The sequence below is a fragment of the Actinokineospora fastidiosa genome (genome assembly GCF_014648415.1).
Classification (GTDB): domain Bacteria; phylum Actinomycetota; class Actinomycetes; order Mycobacteriales; family Pseudonocardiaceae; genus Actinokineospora; species Actinokineospora fastidiosa.
Map to the genome: position 1 here is coordinate 550,684 of NZ_BMRB01000002.1, position 15,065 is coordinate 565,748.

At 71.8% G+C, this 15,065-nt stretch carries 13 protein-coding genes; 7 read left to right on the plus strand and 6 right to left on the minus strand.

What is annotated here, in order from left to right; all coding sequences use genetic code 11:
- Positions 1-297: 297 nt before the first annotated feature.
- Genes IEY98_RS12425 through IEY98_RS12440 form a run of 4 tightly spaced genes read right to left on the minus strand, consistent with a single transcriptional unit; the run spans position 298 to position 5,657 of the window.
- Entirely contained in the window at positions 298-1,284 is a 987-nt protein-coding gene (locus IEY98_RS12425; protein ID WP_189210584.1) for an ABC transporter ATP-binding protein, read from the minus strand.
- Complete coding sequence (locus IEY98_RS12430; protein ID WP_189210585.1) at positions 1,281-2,507, minus strand: ABC transporter substrate-binding protein; 1,227 nt, start codon at positions 2,505-2,507, stop codon at positions 1,281-1,283. Before IEY98_RS12430 ends, IEY98_RS12425 begins: the two co-directional genes overlap by 4 nt.
- The gene (locus IEY98_RS12435) at positions 2,504-3,373 is read right to left on the minus strand and encodes a carbohydrate ABC transporter permease (RefSeq protein ID WP_229786849.1); all 870 of its coding nucleotides are present in this window, start codon (positions 3,371-3,373) and stop codon (positions 2,504-2,506) included. Before IEY98_RS12435 ends, IEY98_RS12430 begins: the two co-directional genes overlap by 4 nt.
- Positions 3,336-5,657, minus strand: coding sequence for a WD40/YVTN/BNR-like repeat-containing protein (locus IEY98_RS12440; RefSeq protein WP_229786850.1), 2,322 nt, complete (start codon positions 5,655-5,657; stop codon positions 3,336-3,338). The genes IEY98_RS12435 and IEY98_RS12440 overlap by 38 nt, the downstream gene beginning before the upstream one ends.
- Positions 5,658-5,776: 119 nt before the next feature.
- Here IEY98_RS12440 and IEY98_RS12445 point away from each other — a divergent pair, with 119 nt between their 5' ends.
- From IEY98_RS12445 to IEY98_RS12470, 6 genes are all read left to right on the plus strand, one after another.
- Positions 5,777-6,193, plus strand: a complete 417-nt coding sequence (locus IEY98_RS12445; protein ID WP_189210586.1) for a hypothetical protein — start codon at positions 5,777-5,779, stop codon at positions 6,191-6,193.
- An 82-nt stretch (positions 6,194-6,275) separates the two neighbouring features.
- The gene (locus IEY98_RS12450) at positions 6,276-7,205 is read left to right on the plus strand and encodes an ABC transporter ATP-binding protein (protein ID WP_189210587.1); all 930 of its coding nucleotides are present in this window, start codon (positions 6,276-6,278) and stop codon (positions 7,203-7,205) included.
- A complete protein-coding gene (locus IEY98_RS12455) occupies positions 7,198-8,058 on the plus strand; it encodes an ABC transporter permease (RefSeq protein WP_189210588.1) in 861 nt (286 codons plus the stop codon). The genes IEY98_RS12450 and IEY98_RS12455 overlap by 8 nt, the downstream gene beginning before the upstream one ends.
- Complete coding sequence (locus IEY98_RS12460; RefSeq protein ID WP_189210589.1) at positions 8,055-8,966, plus strand: ABC transporter ATP-binding protein; 912 nt, start codon at positions 8,055-8,057, stop codon at positions 8,964-8,966. The genes IEY98_RS12455 and IEY98_RS12460 overlap by 4 nt, the downstream gene beginning before the upstream one ends.
- A complete protein-coding gene (locus tag IEY98_RS12465) occupies positions 8,963-9,685 on the plus strand; it encodes an ABC transporter permease (protein WP_189210590.1) in 723 nt (240 codons plus the stop codon). The genes IEY98_RS12460 and IEY98_RS12465 overlap by 4 nt, the downstream gene beginning before the upstream one ends.
- Before the next feature lie 152 nt (positions 9,686-9,837).
- Positions 9,838-11,211: an LVIVD repeat-containing protein gene (locus IEY98_RS12470; RefSeq protein WP_229786851.1), complete on the plus strand. Its 1,374-nt coding sequence runs from the start codon at positions 9,838-9,840 to the stop codon at positions 11,209-11,211.
- 72 nt (positions 11,212-11,283) lie between these two features.
- Here IEY98_RS12470 and IEY98_RS12475 read toward each other — a convergent pair whose 3' ends face one another.
- A complete protein-coding gene (locus tag IEY98_RS12475) occupies positions 11,284-11,784 on the minus strand; it encodes a MarR family transcriptional regulator (RefSeq protein ID WP_189210592.1) in 501 nt (166 codons plus the stop codon).
- Between the two features lie 168 nt (positions 11,785-11,952).
- Here IEY98_RS12475 and IEY98_RS12480 point away from each other — a divergent pair, with 168 nt between their 5' ends.
- Positions 11,953-12,729 (plus strand): NAD(P)H-binding protein, encoded by a 777-nt coding sequence (locus IEY98_RS12480; protein ID WP_229786852.1) that lies wholly within the window; start codon positions 11,953-11,955, stop codon positions 12,727-12,729.
- Positions 12,730-12,822: 93 nt separating this feature from the next.
- On the opposite strand, the gene katG is transcribed toward IEY98_RS12480, so the two are convergent.
- Entirely contained in the window at positions 12,823-15,054 is a 2,232-nt protein-coding gene (gene katG / locus IEY98_RS12485; protein WP_189210593.1) for a catalase/peroxidase HPI, read from the minus strand.
- Positions 15,055-15,065: the final 11 nt, after the last annotated feature.

Below are 15,065 nucleotides of genomic sequence, written 5' to 3' on the forward strand. Positions count from 1 at the left end.
CCCCACCAAACCGAACAACGCCTACAACCGAACCCCATTCACCCACGACGAGTGAGACCACACCCCTCCGCCGCATCACACCACGCTGACAACCACCGATCACGCCCCTCACCCACGAGCCCGTCATCGGCGACCGAGCTGGCTCCACCCCACGCCACCACACCCACCGACGACCGGCGACCGTCTCACCCGTCCGAGGCGCGCGGCCTGGCCACTCCACCCGAACCGACCCACGCCGTGACAACTCCGAACCACCCTGCCACTGGCGGCCCACGGTCAGACCGACCATGCCGGCCGTCATCGGCGGTTGCCTGTGGTGGCGTCGAAGTGGTGTTCGTCCTCAGTCCGCCACGTCACGGTCACGCTGGTGCCCGCCTCTGGTGCGGCCGTCCACGGCAGACGGGCCAGGAGGTCGCCCTCCACGACCTCGACGGGCGCCTCGAGGCGGACAAGGCATTCCTCGCCCGCCTGTTCCACCGCCAGGACCGTCGCCCTCAGGCCATCACCGCCCAGGCGGATCCGCTCAGGGCGGACGCCCACGACCCTGCCCTCCGACGCCAGCAGGTTCATCGGCAGTGGGCCCACGATCCGCGCCACCGCCGTCGTGGCGGGCCGCGCGTACAGCGCCGTGGGCGTGTCGCACTGGAGGACCCGGCCACCGTGCATCACCGCGACGCGGTCGGCCATGGCGAGGGCTTCCAGTTGATCGTGGGTGACGTGGACCATCGGAACACCCAGCGACCGCTGGAGCGCGCGGATCTCGCCGCGCATGCGGAGGCGGGATTCCGCGTCGACCGAGGCGAGGGGTTCGTCGAGGAGGCATACCGCGGGCACGCGGATCATCGCCCTGGCCAGCGCCACCCGTTGCCGCTCGCCGCCGCTCAGCTCGCCCGGCATGCGGTCGAGGAGGTGGTCGACGTCGAGCACGCCCGCCACCTCGCGGACCCTGGCCTCGATCGACCGCCGCCCCGCTCCCCGCGCGCGTTCGCCGATGCCGATGTTCGCCGCCACGGTGAGGTGCGGGAACACCGCGGCCTCCTGGAACACCATCGCCACATCCCGTGCCGCGGGCGGCAGGGAGGTGACGTCCCGGTCCCCGATGAGCACCCGTCCGGCGTCCAGGGGTTCCAGACCCGCGATAGCGCGCAGCAGCGTCGACTTCCCCGACCCGGACGGCCCCACGATGACGAGCAGCTCGTCCTCCGTGGCGATGTCCACGCCGTCGAGGGCGACCACGCCGCCCGCGCGGAAGGCCTTGCGCGCGCCCTCGACCCGCAGGCTCATCGGCGCCGCAGCAGGGGGTCGGCCTGCCGCTGGATCTCCGCCAGCACCTCCTCGAGCGGGACGCCGTCGTGGAAGGCCCGCTCCAGCTGGGTGCCGATCACGTCCTCCACCTCCGGCCACGACGGCACCACCGGCGTGTGCCGCAGGTGGGGGATGGCGTCGAGGAACACCTGCGACGACGCGGGCGCGCGGGTCGGGCTGAGGAACGCGGGCGAGGTCGCCACCGAGCGCAGCGACGGCACCGTGCGCCCGCCCAGCGCGGTGATCGTCTGCCCCTGCTGCCCCACCGCGTACGCGATGAACCGCGCCGCCGCCTCCGCGTTCTCCGATGTCGACGAGACGCAGTACGCGTCCGAGTGCAGCACCGACGCGGGCTCGCCCATCACCGGCAGGGCGGCGACGTCGAAGTCGAGCCCGCGCTGCTCGCGCAGCGCCGGGACCTCCACCCGCGAGCTGAGGAACATCGCGAGCTTCCCGGTCATGAACTGCTCCTCCACCCCCTGCGCGGCGAGCTGCTCCTTCGACGGCGTGGCGCCCGTGCCGATCAGGTCGAGCACCGCCTGGAGCGCGGCCTTCGCCCCCGGCTCGTGCAGGGTCGTGCGGGTGGGGGCGGCGTCGTCGTCGACGATCGCGCCGCCGCTGCCCCAGATGAACGGCGCCATCCGGGTGATCGAGGCGTCGATGCCCACGCCCTTGACCCCGTCCGAGGTCAACGCGCGCGCGGTGCGCACGAAATCGTCCCAGGTCCACCCGGCCGAAGGCGCCGCGGCGCCCGCGTCCCGGAACAGCGCGCGGTTCCAGTAGACGACCAGCGACGAGATGTTCTGCGGCATGCACTGCAGCGCGCCGTTGTAGGTGAACGCGCGCAGCGGCTGCTCGTAGTAGTCCGCCGTGTTCACCCCCTGCTCCTCCAGCAGCGGCCCCACGGCGCGCACGGCCCCGCGCTGCACGAACGGCGCGTAGTCGCGGTAGTTGATCAGGAAGACGTCCGGCGCGTCCCCCGACGCGAACGCCGTCGACAGCCGGGTGAGGTGGTCATCGCGCCCCACGGCGACGAGTTCGACCTCCCCGCCCTGGTACGCCGAGATCAGGCTCCGGTAGACCGCCGCCTCCTCCGGCTCGGCCCGGATCTGCAGGGTGATCCGCGCTGGCCCGTCCGCGCTCGGCTCCGCGCACGCGCTCGCCGCGAGCAGCACGGCCAGGCACACCGCCCTGGCCCTCACGAGCGCTCCACCGACGAGAAGAACGACCGCTGGCCGATGCCGAAGGCGATGAGCGCGGGCGCGGTCACCACTACCGCTGCGGCGAGGTAGATCGGGTACAGAGCGGCCTCCATCTCGCTGAGGCTCCGCAACCCCAGCGCCACCGGCCAGTTGGCGGGCGAGGACACCAGGGTCAGCGGATCCATGAACGTGGACCAGTAGAACAGCCCGGACAGCGCGGCCACCGCCACGACCGCGGGCCGGGCCAGCGGGAGCGCGACGCGCCACCACACCGCGACCGGGCTCAGCCCCTCCAGCGTCGCCGCCTCCAGCAGCGAGGTGGGGATGCGCGAGCAGGCGAGGGCGAACAGCAGGACGTAGAACGGGGTCGTCCCCGCGAGCGCGAGCAGGGCGACGGTGAACGGCGTGTCGGCCAGCCCGACCCCGCGCAGCAGGACGACCCGGGGCACCCACAGCGCCGCCGCGGGCACCAGCAGCATCAGCACCGAGACGCCGATGAGCCACCGCCGCGCCCGGCCCCGCGCCATGGCGATCGCCAGGCCCGCCATCGAGGTGACGACGACCGTGACCGGGACCGCGACGACGACGAGCAGCAGCGAGTTCACCAGCAGCCTGCCGACCGGCATGAACCGGGGCACGGCGGCGTAGTTCGCCCACTCGGCGGGGTCGGGCCAGAGGTCGAGGCCGTCGGGCGGCGGCTGGAGCGGGCGCTGCAGCGAGCCCAGCGCCATCACCGCCAGCGGCGCGAGGAACACCACCGAGAGCACGACGACCCCGGCGGCCCACCAGGGCCGCCGGGGTGCTCGGGTGCGCCGCCGGTCCAGGGCCTCAGTCGGCGAGCGACGTCGTCCAGATGCTGCGGCCATAGGTCGCGGCGTAGAGCGTGTCGCTGCCCGCGGGCAGGTCGATGTCGGTGATCGGCACGAGCGGCAGGTTCGTGCCGACCTTGGTCCACGTCCGCCCGAGGTTGGTCGTGCGGTAGACGCCCACGTCGGTGGCGATGAACAGCCAGCGCGGCTTGGACGGGTGGCGGATGACGTCGTTGACCGGCGCCTGCGGGATCTTCTTGCCCGCGATGTCGGCCCACGTGCGGCCGCCGTCGCTGGTCATGACCAGGTGCGGGTAGCCGTCGCCGGAGCGCCAGCCGGAGAAGCTCGCCCAGGCCACCCTCGGGTTCTGCGGGTCGACGGTGATCCGGGTGACCCAGCGGCCGGGGAACACCGGGCTGCGCAGCCGCTCCCAGGTCACCTGGGCGGGATCGGCCGCCATCGCGTTGCGGCTGACCCACATCAGGCCGCTGTCGGTGCCCGCGTAGACCAGGTTCGGGTCGGCCGCGGTCGTGCCCAGCGCGGTGACGGTGCCGAAGCCGGGGGCGCGCGGCTCGGTGCCCTCGGTCAGGTCGGGGCTGATCCGCTGCCAGGTCCGCTGACCGGCGTCGGTGTTGATCCGGCTGACGTACTCGCTGGCGCCGAACAGGATCCGCGGGTCGGCGGAGAACTCCAGCGGCGCCACCCAGTTCTTGCGCGCGCCCGGGATCGTCATGGAGAAGCCCGCGCCGTCGACGAAGCCGCGGCAGCCGCCGTTCTGGGAGCAGCCGTAGTACTTGCGGTCGTCGGTCGGGTCGATCCGGTTCATCATGCCGTCGCCGCCGACGAAGCCGAACCAGTCGCCGGTCACGGTGTTGTCCGAGCCCCACGACTTGAGCGAGCCGTTGTCCTGGGCGCCCGCGTTGACCCGCGAGCCGTCCTGGTGCGAGACGTCCATGGCGTAGAACTGGGTCACGGGCAGGTACGGGGTCTTGGCCCACAGGCCGCGCGCCGCGCCGTTCTCGGTGGACCAGTAGAAGCCGCCGTCGTTGCCGAGGTACACCCGGCCCGGGGTGAACGGGTCCCACTCCAGGCCGTGCTGGTCGGCGTGCGGGGTGCGCGAGGTCGTCCAGGTGAGGCCGCCGTCGAGGCTCTCGGCGAGGCTGACGCCCGCGACGAACACGTGCAGCGGGTCCACCGGGTCGACGTAGACGCGGCCGAACCACCAGGCGAACCCGCCGCTGATCGACTGCAGCGTGCCGCCCGAGGTCGCCCCGACGGGCGTCCAGGTCGCGCCAGCGTCGGCGCTGGTGAAGAAGCCGTTGAAGTTGCCGCCCGCGGTGCTGGAGATGAGGTAGGCGCGGTTGGGGTCGCTGTCGCTGAAGTCCACGCCCATGCGGCCGACGTAGGTCGCCGAGTCCGGCTGGCCCACCACGTCGACGCTCTGCGGCAGCGGCGCCTGGTGGATGTTCACCCAGGTGCGGCCGCCGTCGGTCGAGCGGTACAGGAAGGAGTTCTTGCCGTAGATGCGCGACTTCTCGTCCCGGACCTTGTCCCAGGTCGTGGCGAGCATGATGTCGGGGTTCGTCTTGTTGACGGTCACGTCGATCACGCCGGTGGACGCGCTCGGCGGGGCGATCACCCTGGTCCAGGTGGCGCCGCCGTCCTCGGTCATGAACAGGCCGCGGGTGGGCTCGGTGTCGTGCAGCGCGCCCATGACGGCGACGAACACGCGGTCGTCGTCGCGCGGGTCGATGACGATCTGGCCGACCGTGTCGCCCGAGGAGAGGCCGACGTTGGTCCAGGTGGCCCCGCCGTCGGTCGACTTGTAGACGCCCTTGCCGTAGTACGCCGAGCCGCCGCCGTGGTCGGGCTCGCCGGTGCCCGCCCAGACCACGCCCCGGGAGTCGACCGCGACGGCGCCCATGGACTGGGGCAGCCGGTCGTCCCAGGCGGTGTCGAAGGTGGCGCCGCCGTCGTCGGTGCGCCAGAGGCCGCCCGTCCCGGTGGCGATGTAGACGACGCCCCGTGCCGTCGGGTCGGTGGCGATGTCCCGGATGCGGCCGCCGATGTTGCCGGGGCCGAGCGGCTTCCACACCTGGTCGGTGCCCGCCGCGGCCACGCCCAGCTGTTCGGACTGCGCGATCGCCTGCGTTACCGCGGCGTCCGGGATGGACCCGTCCGGGTTGGCCCGTTGCAGGTACATCCACTCCTCGGCGCCCACCGGGTCGGCCGTGCGCTCGGCGGCGTCGGCCCCGGAGGTCTCAGGAGTGGAGACGGCGCTCGCGCCCGCCATGGCCAGAACCGCGGTGGCGGCGACTATCCAGACAGGGGTCTTGACCACGCATTCCTCCGGAATCACGGGCGCCCTGCGCGCCGGTGCCACACCGTAACACCGGATGATCGGATTTCACCCCGTCGTGAGGGCTGCGGGCATTCCCAGAATTACCTACAGTGGCCGCCATGGTCGAACGGGCGCTGATCGCGGTGGCGGTCCTGCTGACGGGCTGCTCAACCGGGGTGGGCGCGTGCCCGGACCCGGCCGCCGCTCCCCCCGCGGAGCTCGCGCTCCTGCCCGCCGGGCTGTCCCTGGACCAAGTGGGAACGGTGACGCGGGTGGAGAGCGCCGACGGCCACCTCTCGGTCCGGGCCGTGACCGCCAAGCCCATCGACGAGGTCACCGTGCTGATCCAGGACGCGGTGACCGCCGCGGGCTACCGCCCCGCCGGGATGGACAACGAGGGCTTCGAGGCCGAGGTCTTCTTCACCGCAGGCACGTACGCCGCTGGCCAGGCGCTCGTCCGGCGGGGCGCGTGCGAGGGCCAGTGGGACATCGACCTCGTGCTGATCGACCCGGCCACCGTCCCCAGTGGAGGGTGACGCCCCCTAGGGGTCGGGGCGCCGCCAAGATCAGGGGTTCGACCGGATGTGCGGGCCGCCTGCCCACCCGTAGGTTCTCCGCGTGCCACTCATCGAGACCACAGCGCTGGAGATGCGCTACGACGGCGGGGTGACCGCCCTGGCGGACCTGACGCTGGCGATCGAGGCGGGCGTGGTCGGGCTGGTCGGGGTCAACGGCGCGGGCAAGACCACGCTGATCAAGCTCGCACTCGGCCTGCTCACGCCCACCGGCGGCGGGATACGCGTGCTCGGCCTCGATCCGGTCGCCGACGGCGACCGGGTCCGGGCCAAGGTCGGCTACATGCCCGAGCACGACTGCCTGCCGCCGGACATGATCGCCGCCGAGTTCGTGACCCACATGGCCAGGATGAGCGGCCTGCCCGCCGCCGCGGCGCGGGAACGCGCGTCGGAGACGCTGCGCCACGTCGGGCTCTACGAGGAGCGCTACCGCCGCATCGGCGGCTACTCCACGGGCATGAAGCAGCGGGTCAAGCTCGCCCAGGCGCTGGTCCACGACCCCGAGCTGCTGCTGCTCGACGAGCCGACCAACGGCCTCGACCCGGCGGGCAGGCGGGCCATGCTCGACCTGGTGCACCGCATCGGCACCGAGTTCGGCGTCTCCGTCGTCATCTGCTCGCACCTGCTCGGCGAGATCGAGCGGATCTGCACGTCGCTGGTCGCCATCGACGCGGGCAGGCTGCTGCGCTCGGCGTCGCTGTCGGCGATGACCGAGCACAACGACCTGCTCGTCGTCGAGGTCGACGCGGGCGCCGACCGGCTGGCCGACGCGCTCACCGCCGCGGGGTTGGACGTGCGGCGGGACAACCGCGTGCTGACCGTCCGGCTGGGCGATGACGACGGCCCGGCCTACGACCTCATCCGCGACGCCGTCGCCGACCTCGACCTCGCCCTGCACCGGCTCGAACGCCAGCGCCACCAGGTCGCCGACCTGTTCCGCGACCTCCCGACCCCGGCGGTGACCCGTGTCTGAACCCGGCGTGATCCACGACATCGGCTACCAGCGCTACGCGGGCCCCCGGCTGGGCCCGGGCTACTCGGCGCGCTCGCTCTACGTGCACAGCCTGCGCGGCGCGTACGGCCTCGGCCGCAGCCCGTGGGCGAAGGTGCTGCCGATCGGCCTGCTCGGCCTGGCGAGCATCGCCGCGCTCATCCTCGTGATCGTCAACAGCCAGCTGCCCGCCCCGGTGATCGACTACGTCGGGATCGCCTCGACGTTCACCTTCGCCGCCACGGTGTTCGTCGCCGTGGTCGCGCCCGAGCTGGTGTCGGTGGACCTGCGCACGAAGCTGCTGCAGCTGTACCTGTCGCGCCCGCTGAGCCGGTCGGCCTACGCGCTGACCAAGGTCGCCGCGCTGGCCACGGCGACGTTCCTGCTGTTCGCCATCCCGATGCTGGTCATGTTCATCGGCATGGCGTTCGGCACCGACACCGGCATCGGCGGGGTGTTCGACGAGCTGGGCGGCCTGCTGCTGGGCCTGCTCGCCGCCGTCGTCCACGCCGCGCTGCTGGCCGCGCTCGGCCTGCCCATCGCCTCGCTGTCCGGGCGGCGGGTGTTCGCCACCGGCATGATCATCGGCGTCTTCCTGCTGACCGCGCCGATCTCGGCCATCCTGCGCGAGCTCGACCCCGGCGCCCTCGGCGCCCTCGCCGGGCTGCTGGACCCGACCAGCCTGCTCAACGGCGTGGACACCTGGCTGTTCGGCTCGGACATCGCGCTCGGCGCGATCGACGGGTACGGGCCGGTCTACGGCGCCGTGACGCTCGCGCTCATCGCGCTCGGCACCGCGTGCGCGGTGTGGCGCTACAGGGGGATCGATTCGTGAACACCGTCGAACTGACCGGCGTGTCCCGCTGGTACGGCAACGTCGTCGCCGTCAACGACGTGACCCTGTCGATCGGCCCCGGCCTGACCGGCCTGCTGGGCCCGAACGGCGCGGGCAAGACGACCGTCCTGCACCTGATGGCGGGCCTGCTCGCCCCGTCGCAGGGCGAGGTCCGCGTCAGCGGCGAGCCCGCGTGGCGCAACCCCGCGATGTACCGCAACCTCGGCCTGGTCACCGAGCGGGAGAGCGTGCCCGGCTTCCTCACCGCGTGGGAGTTCGTGCTGGCCAGCGCGAAGCTGCACAAGCTGCCGGACCCGGCGGCCGCCGCGCGGGCCGCGCTGGACGTCGTCGAGCTCCGCGACGCCCAGGACCGGCGCATCTCCACCTACTCCAAGGGGATGCGCCAGCGCAGCCGCGTCGCCGCCGCCCTGGTGCACGACCCGGCCGTGCTGCTGCTGGACGAGCCGTTCAACGGCATGGACCCGCGCCAGCGGATGCACATGATGGACCTGCTCGACAGCATGGCGGGCGAGGGCAGGACCATCGTGTTCAGCTCGCACATCCTGGAGGAGGTCGAGCAGCTCTCCGGCACCGTGCAGGTGATCGTGGCGGGCAGGCTGGCCGCCTCCGGCGACTACCGCCACATCCGGCGGCTGATGACCAACCGCCCGCACGTGTTCACCATCGCCTCCTCCGACGACCGGGCCCTGGCCACCGCGCTGATCGGCGAGGAGTCGGTGTCGGGCGTGAGCGTCACCGCGGGCGGCCTGCAGGTGCACGCCAGCGACTACGGCACGTTCACCCGCGCCGTGGCCAAGCTCGCCAAGGCCCGCGCCATCCGGCTGACCTCGATCCTGCCTTCCGACGAGTCGCTCGAGAAGGTCTTCTCCTACCTGGTGACGACATGAACCCCACGATCATGCGCCTGACGGCGCGGGCCCTCCTCGGCCGCAGGCGCGTGCTGCTGCTCCTCCCGATGCCGATCGTGCTGATCGGCCTGACCCTGCTCGGCGTGGCCAGCGAGGACGAGTACGTCACCGCGGGCGACTGGGGGCCGCTGGTCTTCGGCAACCTCGGCCTCGCGGTCATCCTGCCGCTGACGGCGCTCATCGTCGGCAGCAGCGCGCTGGGCCTGGAGATCGACGACGGCACCATCACGCACCTGCTCACCAAGCCGCTGCCGCGCGGCGAGATCATCCTGTCCAAGCTCACCGTCGCCTGGCTGGTCACGACCGCGGCCACGGCCGTGCCGCTCGCCGTCGCGGCGCTGATCGCGGGCTCGGGCGCGCTGGCCGTCGGCATGGTCGTCGGCGCGGCCGTGGGGTCGCTGGCCTACAGCGCGCTGTTCCTGGCGCTGAGCGTGATGTCCAAGCGGCCGGTCGCGGTCGGGCTGGTCTACATCGTGCTGTGGGAGAACCTGCTGGTGTCGTTCGTCGACGGCGCGCGGGTGTTCAGCATCCGCCAGCACGCGGGCGCGCTCGCCGACGCGATCGGCGACACCCCGCTGGTCGACTCCTCGCTGACGGTGCTCACCGCGGTCCTAATGGCCGCCGCGTTCGCCACGCTCGGCACGTACGCCGCCACACGGCGTCTGCGGTCCTTCGCGCTCACGGGTGAGGCCAATTAGCCCAACGCGTTGCTCCAGAGGGTCGAACGCGACCGGTGGCCGAGGCAAAAAGTCTGGTCTTGATCTTTTAACGCCGGAAAGCTTTGAGCTTCCGACCCCACCTGACGGAAGGACATGGCGTGGGATCAAAGAAGCTCCGGCCATTATCCCGGTTGACCGCCGTCACCGCCGCGCTGTTCCTGCTGGGCGCCACCGCGGCGCAGGCCGAGGGCGACCTCGGTGAGGGCGCCTTCGAGACCAGCGACAACGTGCGGCTGATCGCCAACGTCCCGCACACCGCGCCGCTGACCGACAACGGCGGGCGCGGCAGCGACCTCGCCTTCACCGGGAACTACGTCATCGGCGGCAACTACGCGGGCTTCACCATCTACGACATCGCCAACCCGCACCGGCCGCGCATGGTCAGCCAGGTGCTCTGCCCCGGCTCCCAGGGCGACGTCACCGTGCAGGGCGACCTGCTGTTCTACTCCGTCGACTCGCGGCGCAGCGACGACAGCTGCGCCTCGACGGCCCAGAACGACGGGAGCAAGCCCTACTGGGAGGGCATCCGGATCTTCGACATCAGCGACAAGGCCAACCCCCGCTACATCAAGTCGGTGGAGACCGACTGCGGCTCGCACACCCACACCCTGGTCCCGGACAAGGAGGGGAAGAACGCCTACCTCTACATCTCCTCCTACGGCCCGTCCCCGTCCATCGCCCGGTGCAAGCCGCCGCACGACAAGATCTCCATCGTCAAGGTCCCCCTGGCCGACCCGACCGCAGCGGCCGTGATCGCCACGCCGGTGCTCTTCCCGGACGGCGGCAACCCGGGCAAGCCCGGCGACGTCGACTCGGGGTACGTGCGGGAGACCAGCGGCTGCCACGACATCACCGCCTTCCCGGAGAAGGACATCGCGGCGGGCGCGTGCATGGGCGACGGCGTGCTGTTCGACATCACCGACCGCGAGCGGCCGAGGGTGATCACCCAGGTCAGGGATGACGCGAACTTCGCGTTCTGGCACTCGGCGACGTTCAACAACGACGCCACCAAGGTCGTCTTCACCGACGAGCTCGGCGGCGGCGGCGCGGCCACGTGCCGCCCGGACATCGCGGCCACCCGAGGCGCGGACGGCGTCTACGACATCACCGGCTCCGGGACGTCCGCGACGCTGCAGTTCCGCTCGTACTTCAAGATCCCCCGCCACGACACCGAGATCTGCGTCGCGCACAACGGCTCGCTGATCCCGGTCAAGGGCCGCGACGTCATGGTGCAGTCCTGGTACAAGGGCGGGGTGTCCGTCTGGGACTTCACCGACTCGGCGAACCCGGTGGAGATCGGCCACTTCAACCCGCTGCCGGAGCGCAAGGGGCCGTCGGGCACGTGGTCGGCGTACTGGTACAACGGCTACATCTACTCGATGGACGGCCAGCAGGGCCTGGACGTCATCGAGATCAACGACCCCCGCGTCAACCAGGCGCGGTCGGTGCACCAGAAGGTGTTCAACGCCCAGACCCAGTACACGGTCCGCCCCGGTCGCAACTGACGACCCGGCTGAGTTAGCGAACGGCGCCCGGGCGCGCAGGGGTCCCACCCCGCGCTCCCGGGCACCGTCGCGTCAGGGGGCGGACAGGTTGTCCGTCGCGTCGCGGCCCGCCGCCGTGGTGCGGTGGAGGAAGTCGGCGATCGCCTCCAGCTGGTCGACCGTGTAGTCGGCCATCAGCTCGTCCATGGACGTGTTCATGCCCGCGTAGAGGCGGAACACCTCGGGGTTGCGCTCGCGCCGCGCGCGCAGGACGACGGCCCGCCGGTCGACTGGGTCCCGTTCGCGGTCGATCCAGCCGCCGCGTTCGAGCCGGTCCAGGACGCCGGTCATGGTCGCCGCGTGCAGGCCCACCCGCCGGGCCAGCGCGCCCGGGCTGATCGGCTCGTGCCGCCTGATGATCTCCAGGCAGTCGAAGTCGATGTCGCGCAGCTCGAAGTGGGCGCTGATCCGGTGGTTCAGCAGCGACAGCTGGACGCTCAGCTCACGCAGCGACTCCTTGATCTCCGTGCCCGTGCGCCGCCGACGCCGTTTCGCGTCGGCGTTCTCGTCCCCCGAGCCCCGCCCGGTAGCCATGCCGGGATCGTAGGGCAGCCATCGTACGACTTCCAAAACATCTGCTACGGTTTCCGTAGTATCTGAAACTCGAACGAAGTGGGGGGCAGTCATGATCCTGGTCACCGGGGCCACGGGCACGGTCGGCAGACCACTGGTAGACGCGCCGCGGGCGCGCCGGTCCGCGCGGTGTCGCGGGACGCGACGGCGGCGGCCTTGCCCGTGCCCGTGGTGGAAGCCGACCCGGCCCAGCCGCGGTCGCTCGCCGAGGCGCTGGACGGTGTCACCGCGCTGTTCCTGCACCCGCGCGCGGTGGGCGCCGCCGCCGCGGATCTGGTCGCACTGGCGCGGGAGCGGGGAGTCCGGCGGGTGGTGGCCCTGTCGGCGATGAATGTGGACGATCCGCTGGCGGAGCAGCCGTCGCGCTACCGTGGCGACCGCAACAAGGAGGCTGAGGACGCGGTGGTGGGCAGCGGCCTGGGGTGGACCAGCCTGCGGGTCGGCGCGTTCGCCGGGAACGCGGTCGGCATGTTCGGCGCCCAGCTCCGCGCCGGGGACGTCGTCCGGTACCCGTTCCCGGGGTTCGCCGAGTCGCCGATCCACGAGCGGGACATCGCCGAGGTAGCCGCCCGGGCCCTGCTCACCGACGACCTCGTCGACCAGCGCCTCGACCTGACCGGCCCGCGGTCGCTCACCCACGCGGACATGGTCGCCATCATCGGCGATGTCCTCGGCAGGCGCCTGCGATACGAGGAGATCACAGTCGCGGAGGCCACCGCCCGAATGGTCGCCCACGGATTGCCCGAGCCGTTCGTGACGGCGTTGATGGCCCGATACACCAAGCACGCCGACGCGCCCCAGCACCCACCGACCGACGACGTGGCCAAGGTCCTCGGCCGCCCCGCGCGCCCGTTCGCGGAATGGGTCGCCGACAACGCCGCCGCCTTCCAGAACGCCGACCGCTGACCGGAAGCCCAGACGCGCCCGCGCGGCGGCTGCTTCACCGCAAATGAAACGGGTGCCCAGGCCGGCCGAAGCCGACCTGGGCACCCGAATGACTCACACCAGGTCGAACCGGTCCAGGTTCATGACCTTGTCCCACGCGGCGACGAAGTCGCGGGCGAACTTCTCGGCCGCGTCGTCGCTGGCGTAGACCTCGGCCAGGGCCCGCAGCTCGGAGTTCGAGCCGAAGACCAGGTCCACGCGCGTGCCCGTCCACTTGAGCTCGCCCGTGATCGGGTCGTAGCCGTGGAAGGTCTGCGCGTCCTCCGAGGTCGGCTTCCACGTCGTGCTCATGTCGAGCAGGTTGACGAAGAAGTCGTTGGTCAGCAGGCCCGGCTTGGCGGTGAGGACGCCCAGCGGGGACTGCCGGTGGTTCGCGCCCAGCACGCGCAGGCCGCCGACGAGCACGGTCATCTCCGGCGCGCTCAGGTTGAGCAGGTTCGCCCGGTCGACCAGCAGGTACTCGGCGGGCAGGCGGTCGCCCTTGCCGAGGTAGTTGCGGAAGCCGTCCGCGGTCGGCTCCAGCACCGCGAAGGACTCGACGTCGGTCTGCTCCTGCGTGGCGTCCGCGCGGCCCGGGGTGAACGGGACCTCGATGTCGTGGCCCGCGTCCTTGGCCGCCTTCTCCACCGCGGCGCAGCCCGCGAGCACGATCAGGTCGGCCAGCGAGATCTGCCTGCCGCCCTCGGCGTTGAACGCGGCCTGGATGCCCTCGAGCACCCGCAGCGTCTCCGCCAGCGCCTCGGGCTCGTTGACCTCCCAGTTCCGCTGCGGCTCAAGGCGGATGCGCGCGCCGTTGGCGCCGCCGCGCTTGTCGCTGCCGCGGAACGTCGACGCCGACGCCCACGCGGTGGCCACCAGCCGCGACACCGACAGGCCGGACTCCAGGACCCGCGCCTTGAGCGCGGCGATGTCCTCGGCGTTGACCAGCTCGTGGGTGACGGCGGGGATCGGGTCCTGCCAGATCAGCGTCTCCTGCGGCACCAGCGGGCCGAGGTAGCGCGTGACCGGGCCCATGTCGCGGTGGGTCAGCTTGAACCACGCGCGGGCGAAGGCGTCGGCGAACTCGTCCGGGTTCTCCAGGTAGCGCCGGGAGATCGGCTCGTAGATCGGGTCGACGCGCAGCGCGATGTCCGCGGTGGTCATCGTCGGCGCGTGGGTCACCGCCGGGTCGTGCGCGTCGGGGACCGTGCCCGCGCCCGCGCCGTCCTTGGGCTTCCACTGCTTGGCGCCCGCGGGGCTGTGGACCAGCTCCCACTCGTAGCCGAACAGCGTCTCGAAGAAGCTGTTGTCCCAGGTGGCCGGGGTGGGCGTCCAGGCGCCCTCCAGGCCGCTGGTGATCGTGTGCTTGCCCTTGCCGGTGCCGAAGCTGTTCTTCCAGCCCAGGCCCTGGTCCTCCAGCGGGGCGCCCTCGGGCTCGGGGCCGACGTGGCTCGGGTCGCCAGCGCCGTGCGTCTTGCCGAAGGTGTGGCCGCCCGCGATCAGCGCGACGGTCTCCTCGTCGTTCATCGCCATCCGGCCGAACGTCTCGCGGATGTCGCGGGCCGAGGCCAGCGGGTCGCCGGAGCCGTTGGGGCCCTCGGGGTTGACGTAGATCAGCCCCATCTGGACGGCGGCCAGCGGGTTCTCCAGCTCGCGGTCGCCGGTGTAGCGCTCGTCGCCGAGCCAGGTGGTCTCCGGGCCCCAGTAGACGTCCTCGTCCGGCTCCCAGACGTCGACGCGGCCGCCGGCGAACCCGAAGGTCCGGCAGCCCATCGACTCCAGGGCGCAGTTGCCCGCGAAGATCATCAGGTCGGCCCAGGAGATCTTGCGGCCGTACTTCTTCTTGACCGGCCAGAGCAGCCTGCGCGCCTTGTCGAGGTTGCCGTTGTCGGGCCAGCTGTTGAGCGGGGCGAAGCGCTGCATGCCCGCGCCCGCGCCGCCGCGGCCGTCGATGGTGCGGTAGGTGCCCGCGCTGTGCCAGGCCATCCGGATGAACAGCGGGCCGTAGTGGCCGTAGTCGGCGGGCCACCAGTCCTGCGATGTGGTCATCACCTGCTCGATGTCCTGGCGCAGGGCGTCGAGGTCGAGGGTGGCGAACTCGGCGGCGTAGTCGAAGCCGGGGTCCATCGGGTTGGCGACGGCGGGGTGCTTGCGGAGAATCTTCAGGTTGAGCTGGTTGGGCCACCAGTCGCGGTTGCCGCCACCCTCGGTCGGGTGCTTGCGGCGCACCGCCGTCACCGGGCACTGACCCGCTGGCTCGTCGTTCAACTCTCCAACAACGGCGTCTGGGCTGTCAGACACGAACATCCTCTCAAGAG

Bases quoted from the DNA above. Each gene is read 5' to 3' on its own strand.
- IEY98_RS12425 (WP_189210584.1), bottom strand. From the start codon at position 1,284: ATGAGCCTGCGGGTCGAGGGCGCGCGCAAGGCCTTCCGCGCGGGCGGC.
- IEY98_RS12435 (WP_229786849.1), bottom strand. From the start codon at position 3,373: ATGGCCGCAGCATCTGGACGACGTCGCTCGCCGACTGAGGCCCTGGAC.
- IEY98_RS12445 (WP_189210586.1), top strand. From the start codon at position 5,777: ATGGTCGAACGGGCGCTGATCGCGGTGGCGGTCCTGCTGACGGGCTGC.
- IEY98_RS12465 (WP_189210590.1), top strand. From the start codon at position 8,963: ATGAACCCCACGATCATGCGCCTGACGGCGCGGGCCCTCCTCGGCCGC.
- IEY98_RS12475 (WP_189210592.1), bottom strand. From the start codon at position 11,784: ATGGCTACCGGGCGGGGCTCGGGGGACGAGAACGCCGACGCGAAACGG.
- katG (WP_189210593.1), bottom strand. From the start codon at position 15,054: ATGTTCGTGTCTGACAGCCCAGACGCCGTTGTTGGAGAGTTGAACGAC.